The organism is Neobacillus canaveralius, from assembly GCF_047237705.1.
GTDB lineage: Bacteria > Bacillota > Bacilli > Bacillales > Cytobacillaceae > Neobacillus > Neobacillus niacini_K.
This window is the reverse complement of the sequence record NZ_JBDFLL010000001.1, coordinates 4,637,886-4,659,589: the sequence shown is the minus strand read 5'-3', so window position 1 is coordinate 4,659,589 and position 21,704 is coordinate 4,637,886. Positions and strand designations below refer to the sequence as shown.

Annotated in this window: 26 protein-coding genes; 17 read left to right on the top strand and 9 right to left on the bottom strand. The window is 37.1% G+C overall.

Features of this window, described 5'->3' with window-relative positions; translation table 11 throughout:
• Positions 1 to 62 precede the first annotated feature (62 nt).
• From rnjA to def, 3 genes are all read right to left on the bottom strand, one after another.
• Positions 63 to 1,730, bottom strand: a complete 1,668-nt coding sequence (rnjA, locus tag ABC255_RS22745; RefSeq protein WP_412997060.1) for a ribonuclease J1 — start codon at positions 1,728 to 1,730, stop codon at positions 63 to 65.
• A gap of 6 nt (positions 1,731 to 1,736) precedes the next feature.
• Positions 1,737 to 1,946 carry a DNA-dependent RNA polymerase subunit epsilon gene (locus tag ABC255_RS22740; RefSeq protein ID WP_412997058.1) on the bottom strand — a complete coding sequence of 70 codons (210 nt, stop codon included), beginning with the start codon at positions 1,944 to 1,946 and terminating at the stop codon, positions 1,737 to 1,739.
• Between the two features lie 497 nt (positions 1,947 to 2,443).
• Complete coding sequence (def, locus tag ABC255_RS22735; RefSeq protein ID WP_412998618.1) at positions 2,444 to 2,998, bottom strand: peptide deformylase; 555 nt, start codon at positions 2,996 to 2,998, stop codon at positions 2,444 to 2,446.
• 149 nt (positions 2,999 to 3,147) lie between these two features.
• Here def and ABC255_RS22730 point away from each other — a divergent pair, with 149 nt between their 5' ends.
• From ABC255_RS22730 to ABC255_RS22705, 6 genes are all read left to right on the top strand, one after another.
• Positions 3,148 to 3,813: a YkyA family protein gene (locus ABC255_RS22730; RefSeq protein WP_412997057.1), complete on the top strand. Its 666-nt coding sequence runs from the start codon at positions 3,148 to 3,150 to the stop codon at positions 3,811 to 3,813.
• 340 nt (positions 3,814 to 4,153) lie between these two features.
• Positions 4,154 to 5,269 (top strand): pyruvate dehydrogenase (acetyl-transferring) E1 component subunit alpha, encoded by a 1,116-nt coding sequence (pdhA, locus tag ABC255_RS22725; RefSeq protein WP_412997056.1) that lies wholly within the window; start codon positions 4,154 to 4,156, stop codon positions 5,267 to 5,269.
• 3 nt (positions 5,270 to 5,272) lie between these two features.
• Positions 5,273 to 6,250, top strand: coding sequence for an alpha-ketoacid dehydrogenase subunit beta (locus tag ABC255_RS22720; protein ID WP_412997054.1), 978 nt, complete (start codon positions 5,273 to 5,275; stop codon positions 6,248 to 6,250).
• Between the two features lie 123 nt (positions 6,251 to 6,373).
• The gene (locus ABC255_RS22715) at positions 6,374 to 7,702 is read left to right on the top strand and encodes a dihydrolipoamide acetyltransferase family protein (RefSeq protein WP_412998617.1); all 1,329 of its coding nucleotides are present in this window, start codon (positions 6,374 to 6,376) and stop codon (positions 7,700 to 7,702) included.
• A gap of 3 nt (positions 7,703 to 7,705) precedes the next feature.
• Positions 7,706 to 9,121, top strand: coding sequence for a dihydrolipoyl dehydrogenase (gene lpdA, locus ABC255_RS22710; RefSeq protein ID WP_412997052.1), 1,416 nt, complete (start codon positions 7,706 to 7,708; stop codon positions 9,119 to 9,121).
• A gap of 159 nt (positions 9,122 to 9,280) precedes the next feature.
• Positions 9,281 to 9,505 carry a hypothetical protein gene (locus ABC255_RS22705; protein WP_412997051.1) on the top strand — a complete coding sequence of 75 codons (225 nt, stop codon included), beginning with the start codon at positions 9,281 to 9,283 and terminating at the stop codon, positions 9,503 to 9,505.
• Between the two features lie 29 nt (positions 9,506 to 9,534).
• Here ABC255_RS22705 and ABC255_RS22700 read toward each other — a convergent pair whose 3' ends face one another.
• Entirely contained in the window at positions 9,535 to 9,969 is a 435-nt protein-coding gene (locus ABC255_RS22700) for a DUF1885 family protein (RefSeq protein ID WP_412997049.1), read from the bottom strand.
• A 151-nt stretch (positions 9,970 to 10,120) separates the two neighbouring features.
• Here ABC255_RS22700 and ABC255_RS22695 point away from each other — a divergent pair, with 151 nt between their 5' ends.
• Together ABC255_RS22695 and ABC255_RS22690 are read left to right on the top strand one after the other, a co-directional pair.
• Positions 10,121 to 10,420, top strand: a complete 300-nt coding sequence (locus ABC255_RS22695; RefSeq protein ID WP_335534791.1) for a DUF3055 domain-containing protein — start codon at positions 10,121 to 10,123, stop codon at positions 10,418 to 10,420.
• Positions 10,421 to 10,584: 164 nt separating this feature from the next.
• Positions 10,585 to 10,707 (top strand): GapA-binding peptide SR1P, encoded by a 123-nt coding sequence (locus ABC255_RS22690; protein ID WP_335457817.1) that lies wholly within the window; start codon positions 10,585 to 10,587, stop codon positions 10,705 to 10,707.
• 45 nt (positions 10,708 to 10,752) lie between these two features.
• On the opposite strand, the gene ABC255_RS22685 is transcribed toward ABC255_RS22690, so the two are convergent.
• Positions 10,753 to 12,225 (bottom strand): aminotransferase class I/II-fold pyridoxal phosphate-dependent enzyme, encoded by a 1,473-nt coding sequence (locus ABC255_RS22685; protein ID WP_412997048.1) that lies wholly within the window; start codon positions 12,223 to 12,225, stop codon positions 10,753 to 10,755.
• A gap of 203 nt (positions 12,226 to 12,428) precedes the next feature.
• Between ABC255_RS22685 and ABC255_RS22680 the strand changes: the two genes are divergently transcribed.
• Entirely contained in the window at positions 12,429 to 13,388 is a 960-nt protein-coding gene (locus tag ABC255_RS22680) for an NAD(P)H-dependent flavin oxidoreductase (protein ID WP_412997046.1), read from the top strand.
• A gap of 44 nt (positions 13,389 to 13,432) precedes the next feature.
• Positions 13,433 to 13,705, top strand: coding sequence for a UPF0223 family protein (locus ABC255_RS22675; RefSeq protein ID WP_412997045.1), 273 nt, complete (start codon positions 13,433 to 13,435; stop codon positions 13,703 to 13,705).
• A 35-nt stretch (positions 13,706 to 13,740) separates the two neighbouring features.
• On the opposite strand, the gene ABC255_RS22670 is transcribed toward ABC255_RS22675, so the two are convergent.
• Positions 13,741 to 14,373, bottom strand: a complete 633-nt coding sequence (locus ABC255_RS22670; protein WP_412997043.1) for a YktB family protein — start codon at positions 14,371 to 14,373, stop codon at positions 13,741 to 13,743.
• A 179-nt stretch (positions 14,374 to 14,552) separates the two neighbouring features.
• On the opposite strand from ABC255_RS22670, the gene ABC255_RS22665 reads away from it, so the two are divergent.
• Both ABC255_RS22665 and ABC255_RS22660 read left to right on the top strand, forming a co-directional pair.
• Positions 14,553 to 14,747, top strand: coding sequence for a hypothetical protein (locus tag ABC255_RS22665; protein WP_179597428.1), 195 nt, complete (start codon positions 14,553 to 14,555; stop codon positions 14,745 to 14,747).
• A gap of 204 nt (positions 14,748 to 14,951) precedes the next feature.
• Entirely contained in the window at positions 14,952 to 15,749 is a 798-nt protein-coding gene (locus ABC255_RS22660; protein WP_412997041.1) for an inositol monophosphatase family protein, read from the top strand.
• Between the two features lie 27 nt (positions 15,750 to 15,776).
• On the opposite strand, the gene ABC255_RS22655 is transcribed toward ABC255_RS22660, so the two are convergent.
• Positions 15,777 to 15,962, bottom strand: coding sequence for a YlaF family protein (locus ABC255_RS22655; RefSeq protein WP_335534776.1), 186 nt, complete (start codon positions 15,960 to 15,962; stop codon positions 15,777 to 15,779).
• A 175-nt stretch (positions 15,963 to 16,137) separates the two neighbouring features.
• Between ABC255_RS22655 and typA the strand changes: the two genes are divergently transcribed.
• The 3 genes from typA to ABC255_RS22640 are packed head-to-tail and all read left to right on the top strand — an operon-like array spanning position 16,138 to position 18,625.
• Complete coding sequence (gene typA, locus ABC255_RS22650) at positions 16,138 to 17,976, top strand: translational GTPase TypA (RefSeq protein WP_412997039.1); 1,839 nt, start codon at positions 16,138 to 16,140, stop codon at positions 17,974 to 17,976.
• 23 nt (positions 17,977 to 17,999) lie between these two features.
• Positions 18,000 to 18,317: a YlaH-like family protein gene (locus tag ABC255_RS22645; protein WP_412997037.1), complete on the top strand. Its 318-nt coding sequence runs from the start codon at positions 18,000 to 18,002 to the stop codon at positions 18,315 to 18,317.
• Positions 18,318 to 18,331: 14 nt separating this feature from the next.
• Positions 18,332 to 18,625 (top strand): hypothetical protein, encoded by a 294-nt coding sequence (locus tag ABC255_RS22640; protein WP_412997036.1) that lies wholly within the window; start codon positions 18,332 to 18,334, stop codon positions 18,623 to 18,625.
• A 101-nt stretch (positions 18,626 to 18,726) separates the two neighbouring features.
• Here ABC255_RS22640 and ABC255_RS22635 read toward each other — a convergent pair whose 3' ends face one another.
• Positions 18,727 to 18,927, bottom strand: coding sequence for a YlaI family protein (locus ABC255_RS22635; RefSeq protein ID WP_081954315.1), 201 nt, complete (start codon positions 18,925 to 18,927; stop codon positions 18,727 to 18,729).
• 172 nt (positions 18,928 to 19,099) lie between these two features.
• On the opposite strand from ABC255_RS22635, the gene ABC255_RS22630 reads away from it, so the two are divergent.
• A complete protein-coding gene (locus ABC255_RS22630; protein ID WP_412997034.1) occupies positions 19,100 to 19,555 on the top strand; it encodes a pyridoxamine 5'-phosphate oxidase family protein in 456 nt (151 codons plus the stop codon).
• An 18-nt stretch (positions 19,556 to 19,573) separates the two neighbouring features.
• Here the strand turns inward: ABC255_RS22630 and ABC255_RS22625 are convergent, their stop codons facing one another.
• Positions 19,574 to 20,161, bottom strand: coding sequence for a YhcN/YlaJ family sporulation lipoprotein (locus ABC255_RS22625; RefSeq protein WP_412997032.1), 588 nt, complete (start codon positions 20,159 to 20,161; stop codon positions 19,574 to 19,576).
• A 199-nt stretch (positions 20,162 to 20,360) separates the two neighbouring features.
• On the opposite strand from ABC255_RS22625, the gene ABC255_RS22620 reads away from it, so the two are divergent.
• A complete protein-coding gene (locus tag ABC255_RS22620; RefSeq protein ID WP_335534764.1) occupies positions 20,361 to 21,689 on the top strand; it encodes a PhoH family protein in 1,329 nt (442 codons plus the stop codon).
• Positions 21,690 to 21,704: the final 15 nt, after the last annotated feature.

Here is a 21,704-nt window from a genome sequence, read left to right as displayed (position 1 = left end):
AGGTGCTGCAGCTAGACAATAGGAAAAAAGGAAGCGCCCCTAACTTGGGCGCTTCCGCTTTTTTATACTTCCATAATGATTGGTAAAATCATTGGTCTGCGTTTTGTTTTTTCGTAAAGGAACGGTGCTAATGTATCCGTAATTTCATTTTTGATTTCTGACCATTGACTTGTTTTTCGTTCCATTACCTTATTTAAGTGCTTTGTAATCAGGTTTTGAGCGTCGTTAATTAAATCACCTGATTCTCTCATATAGACAAACCCTCTAGAAATTAAATCAGGACCGGATGCAATTTTGAAGTCCTTCATATTTATGCTTACTACGACAACGACCAATCCTTCTTCAGAAAGAATCCTTCTATCACGTAAGACAATATTTCCAATGTCACCAATCCCGCTGCCATCAATATAAACGGAGCCAGAAGGGATCTTCCCTGCTACTTGCGCACTGTTATCAGAAAGAGCCAATACTTCACCGTTGTCCATGATAAAACAATTATCTTCTTCAACACCACAGTCAACTGCTAATTTAGCATGCATTCTTTGCATTCTATATTCTCCGTGGATAGGCATAAAGAATTTTGGTTTAATCAAACGGAGCATTAGTTTTTGTTCCTCTTGTCCGCCATGTCCTGAAGTGTGGATGTTACTAAGTTTTCCGTGTATCACTTCGGCACCAGCTCGGAACAACATGTTAATCGTCCTGTTAACACTAATGGTGTTTCCAGGTATCGGTGAAGATGAGAATACAACAGTATCCCCTGGAATAATTTGAATCTGTCTATGCGTGCCATTAGCAATCCTAGATAAAGCAGCCATAGCTTCCCCTTGGCTTCCGGTACATAAAATCGTTACCTTGTCTGCAGGAAGTCTGTTGATTTGATTTGCTTCGATAAAGGTTTCCTTTGGTGCATTTATATAGCCAAGCTCTTGACCGATCGTAATAGCCGATTCCATACTGCGGCCAAAAACTGCAACTTTTCTACCGTTAGCAACTGCAGCTTCAACTACTTGCTGCAATCTGTAAATATTAGACGCAAAGGTAGCGAATATAACGCGGCCCGAAACCTTTCGGAAAATATCATCAATGCTCTCGCCAACAAGACGTTCAGACATCGTAAATTCTGGAATTTCACTATTAGTACTATCTGATAATAAACATAGTACGCCTTCTTTTCCGATTTCAGCCATTTTGGTTAAGTTAGCCGGTTCGCCTACTGGAGTGAAGTCGAATTTGAAGTCACCAGTATGGACGATCTGTCCTGGCGGAGTTTTTACAACGATTCCGTAAGAATCTGGGATGCTATGTGTGGTTCGGAAAAAAGAAACAGACGTCTTGCGGAACTTGATCACATCATCTTCTTGAATGACATTTAACTTTGCCGTCCGTAAAAGCCCATGTTCTTCAAGTTTATTTTTAATCAGTCCTAACGCAAGCTTTCCGCCATAAATGGGAATATTTACTTCACGTAACAAATAAGGAATACCGCCGATATGGTCCTCATGTCCGTGAGTAATAAATAATCCTTTAATTTTATCTTCATTTTTTACTAAATAGGTATAATCGGGAATAACATAATCAATTCCTAATAGCTCATCCTCTGGAAACTTGATTCCTGCATCAATCAGAATGATTTCATCCTGAAATTGTACTGCATATGTGTTTTTTCCGATTTCGCCCAAGCCGCCTAAAGCAAAAACAGCAGTTTGGTCATTTTTTACAAATTTCATAAATTATCAAATCTCCAATACATTATAATCTTCATTTTGTTTTTCATATTCTAAAAATGCTCCGCTTACTGCTTGTACAAGTTCAACATTGTATCCACGATCTGCAATTTTTTTTCGAACATCCCTAACAGATTCTCCTTCAACATAGAGAACCTTTGTTTTCTCTCTTACTGGAACTTCCTTGATGTTTTCTTGAAAATAAACTTTAAATACCATAATAAATCGCTCCTTAATCGATCATAACTTTTTTTATTATATAAAATAATTACATTTTTTTCATTTAAATTCACTTTTCACCTAAAAAGTAAACGCTTAGACCTATTAGAAAAAATATGTAAATAATACACTGATAATCAATTTACAATAAGGAAGGAGCCCTTCGCAAGTTTGAAGGGCTCGAAAAAAGTTGTAGTTAGGCAATTGATTTTTTTCGCAGTAAATCGTTCCACTGTTTTAAGAGCTTCTTTCTTAGCTTCTTTAACATAGTGGATCATCTCCTTACTTCCTATTTTAAACGATCCTTGTCCAATGTAAAGCAAGCCACGATAGATTATTGCAGTTTTTTTTTATTCAATCATTTTTATACTAATATTATATGGTATAAACAGGATTTCTTTCATGGATAAACATGGAAGAATTATGAAAGTTTATTACGTTGAGCACTCATATAGATAAAAAGATGCGCAAGGGCCCAGGAGCTCTTGCGCATCTTTTTATCTTTCAATAGCAATGGCACCTTCTAGTGGTTTGAAGGGATCTTGTTTATTAATATGATCGTAAAACATTATTCCATTTAAATGATCAATTTCATGTTGAAAACAAATCGCTGGAAGCCCCTTTAAACGGAGTTTAACCTCTTCGCCTTCAAGGGTAATTCCTTTTACTGTAATTCGAGCAAATCTTTCTACATAGCCTGGAATCTCCTCGTCTACAGAAAGACAGCCTTCTCCTGAAACCAAATAAGCCTTTTCGACAGAATGACTAACAATTTTGGGATTATACAATCCGTAGCTGTATAAGCTACCTTTATCATCATGAAGATGAACAGCAATCATCCGCTTTGAGATATTGATCTGCGGCGCAGCTAAACCAATGCCAGGTCGTAATCCATATTGGGAAGAAATTTCAGGGTTTTGGCTATTTTTCACATATTCTAAAAGACTTTCAAGTATTTCTTTCTCTTCGTCCGATGGCGGCATTGATACTTCAGTCGCTACTTTTCTTAATGTAGGGTGGCCGTCTCGAATGATATCATCCATCATTAACATGAATTCATTCACTCCTGTATAAATACTAAAGATATTAATATTCAATAGTCTATCAGACTATTCGAGAAAAGTTAATTGTTGCATGTGATATTGTCAAAAATAAGAAGTATAGATATAGTAAGAAATGTAATCATTAAGGGGGTTGCAAAGTGTCTACTGTCAGCTTTAATCGTATTATTTTTTCTATCTTAGCAATCAGTTTTGTATTAACTGGCTGTGTTAGCAAAGAAAAGACAACTGAAAGAATGTACCAAGCCTTAGAAAACATAGTGGAATCAGAAAAAGCATTTGAGGAGCAGCAAGATCCTCTAGTCGAGTTAGAAAAGCAAGAAAAGGAAATTTATAATCAGATAATGGCTCTAGGTATGAAGCAGCATGATGAGATTGTAAAGCTAGCTGATGAGGCACTTTCAATTATTGATAAGAGAAGAGAACACCTGCAAAAGGAAATCGACAGTATCAATGCTTCAAAAACAGAATTTAAGAATGCCGAAGAAATAAAGAATGAAATAGACAATTCTGAGCAAAAGAAAAAAGCCACTGAGCTATTAGAAATAATGAGTAATAGATATAAAGTACATAATAAGCTTGCAAAGGAATATTCAAGTGCATTAGATAATGATAAAGAATTATATCAGATGTTAAAAAATGAGAGTATCTCATACGAAAAACTGGAAGATCACGTTACCATTTTAAATACTATCTATCAAAAGGTATATGACGCTAATGAAGAATTTAATGAATTAACAGCACAATATAATAGGAAAAAGCTTGAATTTTATGAAGAAGCAGGACTTAAACTTGAAAACGAATAAAAAATCGACCGCCATGGTCGATTTTTTTGTTGATAAAGTAAGATATATTAATATAACAGAACCGAAGGGTGGGTGGTACAGAGGTTTTAGATTGATATTAAGTTAATAATATTTCCATGTTGTAAAATTATTAAAACATAGTATTTGACGAGTGAATTGAGTTGATGTAAACTCAATATGGAATTAATTATTGTACTATTAATTTATTGAAAAATTATAGTACAGAACAACAGAAAACGAAAGAAACTAATCGTGATGTTGTTAAAGGTTTTTGGGTAATCTAATATGAGTGAATTTATTTTTTTACATTATTGTAATGAGAGAAAGGAAGATGTGACGAATGGCATCTAAAACCCAAAATGCTCAGCTCGATGCTAAGAAAGTACTCGAAGCTGTAGAAAATCAGTTTACAACGCTTCAAATATTAAACGAAGAAGGCGAAATCGTAAATGAGGCAGCAATGCCCGAATTAAGCGATGAACAGCTTCAAGAATTAATGCGCCGTATGGTTTATACTCGTATCCTTGACCAGCGTTCGATTTCATTAAATCGTCAAGGACGTCTTGGCTTTTATGCACCAACTGCAGGGCAGGAAGCTTCTCAATTAGCTTCTCAATTCGCCTTGGAAAAAGAAGATTTTATATTACCAGGCTATCGTGATGTTCCACCAATCGTATGGCATGGTCTTCCATTATATCAAGCATTTTTATGGTCCAGAGGTCATTTAGCTGGTGGACAAATTCCTGATGGAGTGAATGTTGCGATTCCTCAGATTATTATTGGTGCGCAATATGTTCAAACTGCAGGAGTAGCTTTAGGGTTCAAAAAACGTGGAGTTAAAGCTGTTGCTCTTACATACACAGGTGATGGCGGAACATCTCAAGGTGATTTCTATGAAGGAATGAACTTTGCAGGTGCATACAACGCTCCAGCAATTTTTATTGCTCAAAATAACCGTTTTGCAATCTCAACTCCTGTTGAAAAACAAACTGCAGCGAAAACACTAGCTCAAAAGGCTGTTGCAGCAGGTATCGTTGGTATTCAAGTAGATGGTATGGATCCGTTAGCAGTCTATGCTGCTGTTCGTGACGCACGTGAGCGTGCAATTAACGGAGAAGGACCAACATTTATTGAAACATTAACATACCGATATGGTCCACATACAATGGCCGGTGATGATCCAACACGATACCGTACTGCTGAACTAGATAATGAATGGGAAAAGAAAGACCCATTAGTTCGTTTCCGTAAATTCCTTGAAAAGAAAGGCCTATGGAATGAGGAAAAAGAAAACGAAGTAATCGAGCAGGCGAAAGAAGAAATTAAAGACGCACTTAAACAAGCAGATGCTGCTCCTAAGCAAAAGGTAACGGACTTAATGAATATTACGTATACAGACATGCCTGACAGCTTAAAAGAGCAATATGAAATTTATTCAGCAAAGGAGTCGAAGTAAGTCATGGCTCAAATGACAATGATTCAAGCAATTACAGATGCAATGCGTGTGGAATTAAAAAATGATCCGAACGTATTGGTTTTTGGTGAAGATGTTGGTGTAAACGGCGGTGTTTTCCGTGCAACCGAAGGATTGCAAAATGAATTTGGCGAGGATCGTGTATTTGATACACCATTAGCTGAATCAGGTATCGGCGGTTTAGCTGTTGGTCTAGCATTACAAGGCTTCCGTCCAGTTCCAGAAATCCAATTTTTTGGTTTTGTATATGAAGTTATGGATTCAATTTCTGGACAGGCTGCTCGCCTTCGATTCCGTACTGGCGGAAAATTTAGTGCTCCAATCACTTTCCGTTCACCATTCGGAGGAGGCGTACATACACCAGATATGCACGCTGACAGCTTAGAAGGATTAATGGCACAACAGCCTGGAATAAAGGTTGTTATCCCATCAACACCTTATGATGCAAAAGGTCTTCTTATCTCAGCAATCCGTGATAATGATCCTGTTATTTTCCTTGAGCATATGAAATTATATCGTTCATTCCGTCAAGAAGTTCCTGAAGGGGAATATACCATTCCGCTAGGCAAAGCAGATGTAAAGCGTGAAGGTACGGATCTTTCTATTATTACTTATGGTGCAATGGTACATGAATCTCTAAAAGCTGCAGAAGAGCTAGAGAAGGAAGGATTCTCTGCAGAAGTAATCGATTTGCGTACTGTTAGCCCGATTGATATTGAAACGATTATTGCATCTGTTGAAAAAACAGGCCGTGCAATTGTAGTTCAAGAAGCTCAAAAGCAAGCTGGTGTCGCAGCAAATGTAGTAGCTGAAATTAACGATCGTGCGATTTTAAGCTTAGAAGCACCTGTACTTCGTGTAGCAGCACCAGACACGATTTACCCATTCCCGCAAGCAGAAGCAGCTTGGCTTCCAAACTATAAAGATGTAATTGAAACAGCGAAAAAAGTTTTAACATTCTAATATAAGTTGGGGAGTAGTATTACTGTTTCCCACTTATTTCTTAACATTGAACGGAAGAAATCTATGCAAAAATAGGAGGATGAATCCCAAGTGAGCGCAACCGCAACCACATTCCAATTTAAAATGCCTGACATTGGTGAAGGTATACATGAAGGCGAGATTGTTAAATGGTTCATAAAGCCAGGTGATAAAGTCCAGGAAGATGATGTACTTTGCGAAATACAAAATGATAAAGCAGTTGTAGAGATTCCTTCACCTGTTGAAGGTACTGTACTTGATGTTTTAGTAGCTGAAGGAACTGTTGCAACAGTTGGACAGGTGTTAGTTACATTTGATGCACCTGGTTACGAAAACCTTCAATTCAAAGGCGACGAACATGCTGAAGAAGCACCAAAACAAGAAGCGGCACCAGCGCCTGCTACTGCAGCTGCTCCTGAGGGACAAACAACACCACCGCCAGCTCCACCAGCATATGGTATCGGTGTTACAGAACCACAAGTAAATGTAGAAGTAGACCCTAACCGTAAAATCATTGCGATGCCATCAGTTCGTAAATATGCGCGTGATAAAGGTCTGGAAATCACACAAGTTCCTGGTTCTGGTAAAAACGGACGCATTGTTAAAGCTGATATTGACGCATTCTTAAGCGGCGGTGCGGCTGTTACAGCACCACAAGCGGCAGCAACTCAAGCACCAGCAGCTGCTCAGGCGGAGGAAGCACCAAAAGCTGCTCCAATCCCACAAGGAGAATATCCTGAAACACGTGAGAAGATGAGCGGAATCAGAAAAGCAATTGCAAAAGCAATGGTAAATTCTAAACATACTGCACCGCACGTAACTCTTATGGATGAAATCGACGTAACTAAACTTGTTGCACATCGTAAAAAATTCAAAGAAGTTGCAGCGGCTAAGGGTATCAAGTTAACATTCTTACCTTACATCGTAAAAGCATTAACAAGTGCTTTACGTGAATTCCCTGCTTTAAATACATCACTTGATGACGCAACAAGTGAAATTATCCATAAACATTACTATAATATTGGAATTGCGGCTGATACTGAAAAAGGTTTATTGGTACCAGTTGTAAAAGATGCTGATCGCAAATCAGTATTCTCAATTTCAAATGAAATCAATGAATTAGCTGGGAAAGCACGTGATGGAAAACTAGCTCCAAACGAAATGAAAGGTGCTTCATGTACCATTTCGAATATCGGATCTGCTGGCGGTCAATGGTTTACACCGGTCATTAACCATCCTGAAGTGGCTATCCTTGGTGTAGGCCGCATTGCTGAAAAACCTATCGTACGTGATGGTGAAATTGTGGCAGCTCCAGTATTAGCATTATCATTAAGCTTTGACCACAGAATGATTGATGGAGCAACAGCTCAAAATGCATTAAATCACATTAAGAGATTATTGAACGATCCAGAACTATTGTTAATGGAGGCGTAACAAATGGTAGTAGGAGATTTCCCAATTGATACCGATACTATAGTTATCGGAGCAGGCCCTGGCGGTTATGTTGCTGCTATTCGTGCAGCACAGTTAGGTCAAAAAGTGACAATCGTTGAAAAAGAATATATTGGCGGTGTTTGTTTAAACGTAGGTTGTATCCCGTCAAAAGCAGTAATTGCTGCTGGACACCGTTACGAAGTAGCGAAACACTCTGATACATTCGGAATTAAAGCTGAAAATGTAACAGTTAATTTTTCAAAGGTTCAAGAATTTAAAGCAGGAATCGTGAAAAAGTTAACTGGTGGTGTTGAGGGTTTATTAAAAGGAAATAAAGTTGATATTGTTCGTGGAGAAGCATACTTTGTGGATGGTAATTCATTACGTGTGATTGGCGAAAATTCGGCGCAAACATACAACTTCAAAAATGCGATTATTGCATCAGGTTCTCGTCCAATTGAACTGCCAACATTTAAATATTCAAAACGAATACTTAATTCAACAGGTGCTTTAAATTTACAAGAACTTCCTGAAAAAATCGTAGTCATCGGCGGCGGTGTAATCGGTATTGAACTTGGAGGTGCCTATGCGAATTTTGGCACACAAGTAACGATTCTTGAAGGTGCAGATGACATTTTGGGCCTTGGTGTATTTGAAAAGCAAATGGCGGCACTTGTTAAGAAAACCATGAAGAAAAAAGGTGCTGAATTCTTTACAAAGGCTATGGCCAAAGGTGTAGAAGAAACCGAAAATGGTGTTGTTGTAACGTTTGAAGTTAAAGGCGAAGAAAAGAAAGTTGAAGCAGATTACGTATTTGTTATGGTTGGACGTCGACCAAATACGGATGAAATGGGCCTTGACCAAATCGGAGTGAAGGTAACAGACCGTGGATTGATAGATATTGACAATCAGTGCCGTACAAGCGTTTCAAACATATATGCGATTGGTGATGTTGTGGCAGGCCCACAATTAGCTCACAAAGCTTCATATGAAGGAAAAATCGCTGCTGAGGCAATTGCTGGGCACAATGCTGTAATTGACTACTTAGGTATTCCTGCTGTTGTTTTCTCCGATCCTGAACTAGCTAGCGTAGGTTATACTGAAGAGCAAGCAAAACAAGAAGGAATCGATGCTACTTCAGCTAAATTCCCATTTGCAGCAAATGGTCGTGCTCTATCACTAGACAGTGGGGATGGCTTTGTTAAATTAGTTTCTCGTAAAGAAGACGGCGTCTTAATCGGTGCGCAAATTGCGGGTGCAAGTGCGTCGGATATGATTGCTGAGCTAGGGTTGGCACTTGAAGCAGGAATGACGGTCGAAGATTTAGCATTGACTATTCATGCTCATCCAACATTAGGTGAAATCACAATGGAAGCTGCTGAGGTTGCACTTGGTACTCCAATTCATGTTCTAAAATAGATCATAAGAAAGTCCTTTCCAGTAATGATTTGGAAAGGACTTTCATTTTTTTTATCGAAAAATAAATATATTTGCGTATCAATCATATATTTAAAACACTACCATCTAATATTTTAGAAATATCATGAGTGGTGATAAATGATGCGGATTTACGTTATTATGATAGTACAATTAATGATTTGGAGTGCATTTACGTTCATTGAGTGGCTGTCTAAGCATGATCAACTGCTATACAAGGTTATAATGTTCTTTGTTTTCTTTTACTTAGCTTTTGCACTTTGCAATCGAGTGACACAATCAACGGCAAAAACTCTTTTTATTACATCTCTTAGCCTCGTGATTTATTCTTCGATTCATTATACACTTGCACTAATAACACATTAAAAAACTCCCATAGATGGGAGTTGAGTGGCTTACTTTCTTGGATAATAATACATGATTCGTTCGTTAAAAAGGTGTAATTCTCCTTGTAATTTCTTTGCTAGGAATTTGCAAAATTCATTGGCTTTGCCTTTATCACCGAATGTTGACTGTTCTGGAAGAGTTACTTGTATGTATGTTTGAATTCTTTCCGTACCGTCTTCATCACGAACCATTTCTTTGTCGACACCAAATAAAATTGCGTTATAACGTTCATTCGTTGATTGTAAATAAAACCATTTTCCTTTGCCTTCACTTTTTTCTTTCACTTCGTAAGGGAATGCCGAGTCACCATATTCCCAATCTACTTGATTCCCTGTTTTACTCGTAATATTTTTATAATAAGATAAGAATTCTTTTACTTCCTCTACCGTAATTGTTTGTTGTGCAGATGAAGGCACTAGTTTAATAAATGCATTTTCAGCCATCATCATCCCCCCTAGTCCCATTGATATCTCTTTTATTCTAGCATTGTAAAAAGCTTGATGACAACATTTAGTCACATAAATGTCATTTGTTATTAGTAGAAAAGTAAATTATAATAATATTCTGAATACTAGTTAAAAAAGGAGGACTCATATGGAATTATTTGATAAGCTCTATGATGAGCACGAAAATGTAAAAGTAAGGTTTATAGGATTTACGACAGAACATACTCGTTATGATTTTGGGATTATTTACACCAACATGTTTTTTGGTAAACCTCTTGTTGTCTGCATGCAAACTGGCCGTTCCACTCTCCTCGATCCTAAAGAAATAGAAGATATCGAATACCTGCAAAATGCATTCCGAATACCAGATAAACAGCAAGCTGCAGATTTAGCTGAATTCTTCAGAGAAACACTCCCGCAAATCCCATTTGTTACCCAATATGAATAGTTGGACAGTAAAAGGTCTATTAAAGACCTTTTTTTGTGAAAAAATATTTAAATGTGACATACAATTTGGGCTTGAAAAATCCAATGTGTTATATTATTATTAAATTAACAACAATAAAACGTTTTCAATGTAGCACATTTCATAATGAAAAGGGGATTGAAAAGATGGGTACAATCGTTTGCCAAGCTTGCGACTCAACAATTGATCATTTTGAAGATGAAAAAGTAACAGTTCTCTATTCTAGATGTAATTGTTGCGATGATCACCATTCCGAAGAAGAACGATAAAAGTTTATTAAATAGAAACAGGATTCCAAGTGGAATCCTGTATTTTTATTTTATAGCCTTATATTCTTTAATTACCCGGATGGTTTTAATTTCTTCATCCTCTGGTCCTTGAACAGGCAAACCAGCTTCGAGGTTTTCACGAACATAGTGAAGGTTTTCTTTTGTAATAATTTCACCTGGGATGAAAATTGGAATTCCGGGTGGATAGACCATAATAAATTCAGCAATTATTCTTCCTTCTGATTCCACAAAAGGAATAACTTCCGTATCTGCATAAAAGGCATCTCTTGGAGTCAATGCAAGAACAGGAATATCAGGAAGCAGAACTTGGATAGGTTCGAACTTTTCATTAAGATGTTCTCGTTCCGCAGCGAGTTCTTTTAAAGCATTAACCAAAATGTCGGCTTCCACAGCGGTATCGCCAATTGTTATGATACAAAGGATGTTATAAAGGTCAGACATTTCTACTTCAATTTTATGTTTTTCCCTTAGCCACTTTTCGACCTCATAACCCGTTAATCCTAATTCTTTTACTGAGATAATTAATTTAGTTGGGTCATAATCAAAGGTTGCTTTGGAACCTAAGATTTCTTTCCCAACACAATGTAGATGGTTAATTTCATTAATTCTTTTTCTAATTGATTGTGCAAGATCAATCGTTTTATCAATTAACTCTTTTCCCTTAGTTGCTAATTGTTTTCTAGCAACGTCAAGGGAAGCAAGTAATAAATAGGAAGTTGAAGTCGTTGTTAGCATACTTAGTATAGCTTGAACGTGCTTGGCAGAAACAAGGCCCTCTTTAACGTTTAAAATAGAGCTTTGTGTCATGGACCCGCCAAGTTTATGGACGCTCGTTGCAGCCATATCAGCACCAGCCTGCATGGCAGATAGCGGCAAATCATCGTGAAAATGGATATGAACTCCATGTGCTTCATCAACTAGAACTGGAACATTATGAGAGTGAGCAATTTCGACTATTCTTTTTAAATCTGCTGAGATTCCAAAATACGTCGGGTTAATCACTAGGATAGCTTTTGCATCTGGATGCTGATTTAATGCCTTTTCTACTGATTCGGTCGTAATTCCATGAGATATACCTAAATCCTCATCGATTTCCGGGTGAATAAAAACAGGAATTGCACCGGAAAAGACTATAGCCGACATAATTGATTTATGAACATTCCTTGGGACAATAATCTTATCCTCAGGTCCACAAACCGCCATAATCATCGCAATGATCGCACCACTTGTTCCTTGAACAGAAAAGAAAGTTCTATCTGCGCCGAAGGCTTCTGCAGCCAAATCTTGTGCTTGTTTAATGATTCCTTTTGGCTGATGAAGGTCATCGAGAGGACCAATATTAATTAAGTCTATCGATAGTGCATTATCACCAATGAAATTTCTAAAATCTGGATCGATTCCAACCCCTTTTTTATGCCCGGGAATATGAAATTGAACTGGATTGTTTTTTGCATGTTCTAATAAACCGCTAAATAACGGTGTTTGGTTTTGAGACAATTTATTTCCACACCTCTTTATATACAAAATGCATTAATATCAATACAAAACAAATGAATTATAGCACTAATACTAGTGCTTGCATAGAAAATTGTGTCTTAAAATATACACTTTTTTATGTGTTACCTTAGTTTCTCAATAAAACAGGAAAATTAACCTTTAAAGGAGAAATAGGAAGGTAACATTATTAGGAGGGATTTCGGATGAATTGGCAAACGCGCGTGACGGAATTACTTAATATCAAATACCCTATAATACAGGGAGGGTTAGCTTATCTAGCCTATTCAGAACTAGCTGCAGCCGTTTCGAATGCAGGTGGACTTGGGCAAATTACAGCAATGTCTCTTGAGAGTCCTACTAAGCTTCGGGAGGAAATTAGAAAAGTTAAAAAGCTGACGAATAAACCATTCGGAGTTAATTACGCAATTGGTCAGCATAATCGACCTTTTGAAGAAATGCTTCAAGTGGCTATTGATGAAGATGTCCCTGTTGTATCCATGACGGGCGGCAATCCTGCACCGATATTCGAACAGTTAAAAGGAACATCGATAAAAAGATTGGTTCTTGTTGCGGCTAGAAGGCAGGCAGAAAAAGCTGAAGAATTAGGTGCAGATGCAGTAATGGTAGTGGGGCAGGAAGGCGGAGGCCATTTAGGCAGGGATGATATTGGTACGATGGTATTAATCCCTCAAGTAGTAGATGCAGTTTCTATCCCAGTAATAGCATCTGGCGGTATTGGCGATGGCAGGGGACTTATGGCAGCTCTTAGCTTGGGAGCAGAAGGAATTGAAATGGGGACACGTTTTATTGCCACCAAGGAATGCGTACATGCGAATGACATTTATAAGAAAAGGCTTATTGAAGGAACAGAAGCTAATACCGTTGTGATCAAACGAAGTCTTGGTGCGCCAGCACGTGCAATTTCAAATAATTGGACAAATAAAATACTCGAAATAGAGAAAGAATTTGGCAATTACGAACATTTGAAGAATTATATTAGCGGCCAAGCCAATAAACGATATATATATGATGGAGTAGAAGATGAAGGCTTTGCATGGGCAGGACAGGTAATGGGACTTATCAAAGATATACCAACCATTGCCGAACTATTTAATCGAATAATTACCGACGCAGAACAAATTCGTGAAAAATGGGCAAAATAGAGGTATTATACATATATGTAAATATAGTAAGCAGGTGAAACAACATGGAGTATCAATACCCGATAGATTATCATTGGACAACAGATGAAATTGTTGACGTAATAAATTTTTACGAAGCAATAGAAAGAGCTTATGAAAAAGGCATTGGACGTGATGAATTGATGGATATCTATCGTCGATTCAAGGAAATTGTCCCTGGTAAAGCAGAAGAAAAGACTCTTTGCGGTGAATTTGAGGATATTAGTGGCTATTCTTCCTATAGAACGATAAAAAAAGCCAAAAATGCCTCACCAGGCGAAAAAATTTCAATGAAATAAAAAAGAAAAACTCCGAACGAATGTTCAGGAGTTTTTTATTTAATATTAAGAGCAATCTTATATAATGGTGCAACTTTAGTAAAGACATATTCAACTTCCTTAAGGAACTCCTCAGCACTTAAATGTAGTAAGTTCTCACGTTTAATCTCATATCCGCATAAGATTTCTGCCTTTTTTATATTCTCCAGCCGTTCAAACATACCTCGTAAATCCTCTTTTTTTAATTGTCCATGTGGCACTGATTCAGGTTTCATATGGTCCAAAGACCAAACAAAGTCTTTAGGTATTTCTTTATAGATTTTATTTATTTTTTTTGTGAATCTTGCCGCAAATTCTTGTTTATTAGGTGCTTCATAGATAACAGCGAACCAAATAAATAAATGAGTATTCCACAGGCCAATTTGAAAATGAGGAAGCATTTTGTAACCGCGAGGATTATCTGCAAATGCCACCCATGTATCTTTAGGAGGATTTATCGTCCGTCTTGCGTGTTTGGCAACATGGACATGCATTTCATCGCCGGTCAATGTTGTTAAGGTTGGTGCAAAATAATGTCCTAGACTTTCTAATTTTGGGCGAATCCTTTCTTTTAAAGCTTCCATTCTTGCCTCTAATCCATCTATTTGAAAAACATCGAAATCTTCATTATTAAAACCTTTAAAGTCCATCTGTTAAACCTCCAAGTGATGACATTTGTCATTCATTGTAGCATACTGGCGAAAATTCTTGAAACTTAGTGCTTATATGGGTTAACGCACATATTTGTTGCAACCTTACATGCTGGCTCATATTATATTACTAAAAATAGTCTGAAAAATTAAATAACAATTGAAAGGAGAACGCTAAGATGAAACAATTGATGAATACTTCACTAAAAAAAGTTGGCGAGAAGGAAAGGTTGGCCTATTTACGATTAGAAATGGATTATGAGCTGGCCACATTGTTTGAAGCAATTGAAGAAAAAAATGAAAAAAAGATGAAGGAATGTAAACAGAAATTAGAAAAAATCCGCCAAGAGTTAGTAAAACTTAAAGCTCTTTGATAATTTGTTTTCAAAGGGGATACCATTTAGAATGAAAATAAAGAATTTCATATTGATATTATAAAACGAACTCTGGGTAGGAAAGTGGAGAGTTCGTTTATTGTTTTGCCATTAAAAATATAGGAGTAAAAAGTTGAAGGCATACATAAATTTAATTAAGCTTAGGATATGTACATATAAGGATTGAAAAAGTGGAGGGATAAAATGGACTGGCATTACGTTGATCTTCAGGCTAAGCAATGGGTAATGGAAGCTGGTGATAAAATTAGGGATTCTTTTACTGAAACGTTAAATATCCAAACCAAATCAAATCCTAATGATTTAGTGACCAATATAGATAAAGAAATTGAACAATTCTTTATTAATAAAATCAGAAAAACTTTCCCGAACCATAGAATTTTGGGTGAAGAAGGGTTTGGGGATGAAGTAAGTAAACTTGATGGTGTTGTATGGATTATCGACCCGATTGATGGAACAATGAATTTTATCCATCAACAGCGAAATTTCGCTATTTCTCTAGGTGTGTTTGAAAATGGCATAGGGAAAATTGGAATTATTTATGATGTAGCACACAATGAATTATATCATGCGATTACTGGTAAAGGTGCATTTATGAACAATACTGAGCTTCCTCCATTAAGTAAAGTGACAGTAAAAGAATCGATTATTGCTTTAAATGCAACCTGGGTGATGGAAAATCATCGTATTGACCATAACTTGCTTATACCGTTGGTTAAAGATGCAAGAGGAACGAGATCATACGGAACAGCTGCTCTTGAAATGGTGTTTGTCGCAACAGGGAGAGTGGATGCTTATATTTCAATGAGGTTATCACCTTGGGATGTTGCTGCTGGTTCAGTTATTATTGAGGAATTAGGCGGTGTTGTCTCCAATCTAAGAGGTAATAAGTTGGATTTCCTTTCAAGCGATTCATTGCTGGTGGCAAAACCTGGCTTACACCAAACCATCATTAATGATTATCTAAAAGAAGGAAAATGGTAAAACAAAGAAGCCCCAAAAGGCTTCTTTTTATAATTGACCATTATCACGTAATTTTGCTTTTGTTTTAAATCCGAACCCCATTACAAGAACGAGTGCAAGGATACTGCCAATTACCCCTAAGATACTTTCTTCCCCAATTGCCACGCCTATACCCATTATACTTACTGCTGCCAGTACTGCAAAAACAACAAAAATCCATTTAATTTGCTTCATTTTGCTAGTCCCCTTGTCATATAAAAAATAAAATTTTATTTGTGATAATTGATATAGCTATATTCTACATAAAATGCAGTTAGCTTTCCACCATAAATGTGGTATAATACTTTAGTTGTATATGGGAAACTATAAATAGCTTAAAATTTTTGAAATAGAAGTAGGAGTGAATTACTTGAAAATTAGAGAAGATATTCGCAATATAGCGATCATCGCACACGTTGACCACGGGAAAACGACTTTGGTTGACCAATTATTAAAGCAATCAGGAACATTTCGTACGAACGAGCACGTTGAAGAACGTGCAATGGATTCAAATGATCTTGAAAGGGAACGTGGAATAACGATTCTCGCTAAAAACACAGCGATTCAATATAAAGATACACGAATCAATATTTTGGATACTCCAGGACATGCAGATTTTGGCGGCGAAGTAGAACGTATCATGAAAATGGTTGATGGAGTATTACTTGTTGTTGACGCTTATGAAGGAACAATGCCACAAACACGCTTCGTACTAAAAAAGGCGTTAGAGCAAAATTTGACTCCAATCGTTGTCGTTAATAAAATTGACCGTGATTTTGCCCGCCCAGTAGAAGTAATTGATGAAGTTATTGATTTGTTTATTGAACTAGGTGCTAACGAAGATCAACTGGAGTTCCCAGTCATTTTTGCATCTGCAATAAATGGAACGGCAAGCACAGATCATGAAAAACAAGATGAAAACATGCAATGTTTGTATGATTCCATTGTTGAAAACATTCCAGCACCAATTGATAATCGTGATGAGCCATTACAATTCCAAGTTGCTCTGCTTGATTATAATGATTATGTTGGAAGAATTGGAATTGGCCGTGTTTTCCGCGGTACAATGCATGTTGGTCAACAGGTTTCATTAATGAAAATAGATGGTTCAGTTAAACAATTCCGTGTAAGTAAAATCTTTGGTTTCTTTGGTCTAAAACGTCAGGAAATTCAAGAAGCTGTAGCAGGAGATTTAATTGCTGTTTCCGGTATGGAAGATATCAATGTAGGTGAAACGGTTACTCCAGTGGAGCACCAAGAAGCATTACCTATTCTTAGAATTGATGAACCAACATTGCAAATGACTTTTGTTGTTAATAACAGTCCATTTGCCGGTAGAGAAGGTAAGTACCTAACTTCTAGAAAGATTGAAGAAAGACTACTCGCACAGTTGCAAACCGACGTAAGCTTACGTGTTGAAAATACAGATTCACCAGATGCATGGATCGTATCAGGGCGTGGTGAGCTTCACTTATCTATCTTAATCGAGAACATGCGCCGTGAAGGCTATGAGCTTCAAGTTTCTAAGCCGGAAGTAATTGTTAAAGAAATTGATGGTGTTCGCTGTGAGCCAATTGAACGAGTTCAAATTGATGTACCTGAAGAGCATACAGGTTCTATAATGGAATCAATTGGTGCTCGTAAAGGCGAAATGATTGATATGATTAATAATGGGTCTGGTCAAGTACGATTAATCTTTAATGTCCCAGCACGTGGACTAATTGGCTACACTACAGAATTCTTAACAATGACTCGTGGTTATGGAATAATAAATCACACATTTGACAGCTACCAGCCAATGGTTCAAGGTCAAGTTGGAGGAAGACGTCAAGGTGTGCTAGTATCAATGGAATCAGGAAAAGCTTCTACTTATGGTATTATGAATGTTGAGGACCGTGGAACAATTTTCGTTGAACCTGGTACTGAAATCTACGAAGGTATGATAGTTGGCGAGCACACACGTGAAAATGATATTACGGTTAATATCACAAAAGTGAAACAGGCAACAAATATTCGTTCTGCTAACAAGGATCAAACTTCCGTTATTAAGAAACCGAGAATAATGACACTTGAAGAGTCATTAGAATACCTAAACGAGGATGAATACTGTGAAGTTACACCGGAATCAATTCGTCTTCGTAAAAAAATTCTTGATAAAAACGAACGTGAAAGAATGGCTAAAAAGAAAAAAGTTGCAGAATTAAGCTAAAATCCTTCAGGGGAGGAATTCGTGTGAATGTAGCGGATCGACTTTCTTTTTTTCCAGCGCTCTATAATGTTACCGAAAATCCCAAAATGGGAATGTGGCTGCTGTACATTACGATAGTAGCCCTATCTATTTTGGTCTATAAGCTTGGCTTTGCCCAAAAGCTTCCACTAGGAAAATCGATTATGATTTATATCTTTTTAGCTGCAGGGTGTACGATTCTTACTGCATTAGGGATATTCCTGCCAATAGCAGAGGGTCTTGTGGTTGCTGCATTAATATTAATCATTTACAAAATTCGCTTGCATCAGTCGAAAAAAGCAGCAAAGTTTGAGGCAAAGTAACGGGGGATATTAACATGAGATCGGTACAGGATGCGCTTTATAATTGGCTTTCAATAAAGATTGTATGCGATGCTCGTCCTAAGGATACAGCAGCACGAGAAACGTTAGACCTTTTTGATGAGATTATTAAGGATGAACATCATTTAACAGACATTGAAGTAACAACGGATGAAGTGATGTATTATGTTTCCTTTATCCATGAAGGTGAACCGAAGAAGACTCGATTTCATCGTGACCTCATCGAAGTAATGCTTAACCAGATCAATCAAGAGCCAGATAAATATTGTAATTTTCCATTTGAAGAGTAAAAAAAATTCATGCCGGTTGCGGCATGAATTTTTTTTACTGTCCAGCTCCAGCGCCTAGGGGCTCGGGTCATAAGCCCCTGAGCAAGGAGCTTCCGCTTTTCTTACCAATCATCTTTCTCAGACTGTGCACGATAAAATCTGAAATTACCTGTATCAATTCTTGCTTTTGTTTTTTCCGAAATTCTACTGCTGCAGTCTTGACACATATATGTATGGATTGGTCGATTTCGAAGACGTTTTGCTATAAAGGATTCATCTTCTATCGATTCAATTTTGTCGCAGATCACGCACTTAACTCTCATAATGCACCTCAAGTTCTCTAGTCTCGCTTTGTTTTTACTATAGTATATCATGCAAATATGATGACTAGTAAATCAATCTGGTTAAGTTGCTGAAAAAAACAGATAATAGTACTATGAGAATGTCTGTTTTATTAAAGATACAAGTAAGGAATGAAATGAAGGGGTTGTAAAGATGCCAAATCAAGTGGAACCAAGACTCATTAAGCCTTTATATGATGAGTTGCAAAAAGAAAGGTTTGTAACATTAGCAACAGTGGATTATGAATCAGGTGGTCCCAATGTTAGTGCGATATCATGGATTTTAGCAAAAGATGAGGAAACAATCTATTTTGCTATAGATAATAAATCTAGAATTATCCAAAATATCACACATAATAAAAAAGTGGTGATCAATATAATTGCGAATGAATCTACATATTCCATACAAGGTGAAGCAGCATTGAAAGAAGAGCGGCTGCAGGACGTTCCTTTAAAGTTAGCGTTGATTGAAATAAGAATCCATGAGGTTAGAGATGTTATGTTCTATGGTTCAAAAATTGTCACAGAGCCACAGTATGATAAAACGTACGACAAAAATGCAGCAGCAAGGCTTGATAAGCAGGTAATGGAAGCGATGAAAAAAGCTTAGTCTCACGACTAAGCTTTATCATTTATAGTGCTTTGATTCTTCTTGCTGTTTATCCTCTAAGCTTTTCTTTTCATTTTCCTGCAGCTTTTTCTTCGGTTCCTCTGGAGCGTTTTTAGGATTAGGATCTATCATATCTCCAGGGATCTCAGGCATTAACCTGCCAGCAACGTCAGCGAGTTCTTCCATAATTCCTTGGATGGGTCGTCCTTTTTTAATATCTGCTGAAATTTCTTTCAGACGTTGATTGGTGTCTGCATCAGCGACTACGATAGCACGTGCACCATGAGGGTCTTCTTTTAGACTTTCAGCTACTGAATATTTTATTGTCCCCACTTGTGAACGCTCGATCTTCGAATTTACATCGATACCCACAATCGCATACCTGCCAATAACAACTGCAGTAGCATCATGTACATTTGGAATACTAGTGGCAAGTTCAACTAATCGTTTGGAAATTTCTTGACCGGTTTGCCTGTCTACTTCTTCGATATTGCTGTTCTTTACGTTAACTAATGATTGCTTCTCGTTATTCTGAGCATTGTTAGTATTATTGTTACAAGCAGCTAAAATCAATAATAAACAAGTAAACATCAATAACTTTTTCATTTAAATCTCCACCTCCACACAGAGTTGTATAAATGATTCATGATAGATACTCGAGTTTTGTTATACTCAACTTACATTTATTGTGCGGAAATCCTTCTATCTTTATTCGAACAAACATATATTTTACCAAAGTCCTATCTAGCATTCGGTTTGTTTGAACCATGAACAAGCCACAACTAGAAAAAGTGGAGGCGTCGCTTTGAGTAAAATATACGTGTTAGATACAAACGTCTTATTACAAGACCCGTATTCCATATTCTCATTCGAAGATAATGAAGTAGTCATTCCTGCAGTTGTCCTTGAAGAAGTGGACTCAAAGAAGAGATACATGGATGAAATTGGCAGGAATGCCCGACATGTATCAAGATTAATTGATGAATTGCGAGCAGCGGGGAAACTTCATGAAAAAATACCACTTGAAAATGGTGGAACCATTAGAATTGAACTTAATCATCGTGCCTTTCATGAATTACAGGAAATTTTTGTCGAAAAAACAAATGACAATCGAATTCTTGCGGTAGCAAAAAATTTATCAACGGAAGAACAACAGAAGGAAAATGGAAAGCCTGTGATCCTTGTAAGTAAAGATACATTAGTCAGGGTAAAGGCAGACGCTATCGGGTTAACTGCAGAGGATTTTTTAAGTGACAGGGTGGTCGAAATCGACCATATTTACACTGGCTTTTTAGAGATTTTTTTATCTGGAGAATTAATGGGGACTTTTTATGAAAAAGGGGAACTACCGTTATCAGAGATAGGTAAATATCCGTTTTATCCTAATCAATTCTTAATCATGAAAGATGCTCTAGGTGGATCTGCCTCAGCATTAGGAATGGTTGATAAAACAAAGCTAAAGGTAAAGAAACTCGCGATTAATCAGGAACATGTTTGGGGAATACATCCAAGAAATGTACAGCAAACGATGGCAATTGAGTTACTACTTCGAAAGGATATACCGTTAGTAACATTAATAGGTAAAGCAGGTACTGGTAAAACGCTTTTAGCTCTAGCATCAGGATTGATGCAAACTGAAGATTTTAGAGAGTTTAAAAAGCTATTAGTAGCTAGACCTATTGTACCGGTTGGCAAGGATATAGGGTATTTACCTGGAGAAAAGCAAGAAAAACTTAGACCTTGGATGCAGCCGATATTTGATAATCTAGAATACCTATTTAATACTAAGAAACCTGGCGAATTGGACGCCATCCTTGCTGGGATGGGGTCAATAGAGGTAGAGGCCTTAACCTATATAAGGGGAAGAAGTCTGCCAAAACAATTTATTATCATTGATGAAGCACAAAATTTGACCAAACATGAAGTAAAAACAATCTTAACACGTGTAGGTGAGGGGAGTAAAATTGTCTTAATGGGTGACCCAGAACAAATCGACCATCCCTATCTTGACGCCTACAATAATGGGTTAACCTATGTGGTCGAACGTTTTAAAGATCAAATTATATCTGGACATGTTAAATTATTAAAAGGAGAGCGATCTGGATTAGCAAGGCTGGCGGCAGATTTGCTGTAAACAGCAAGATGAATA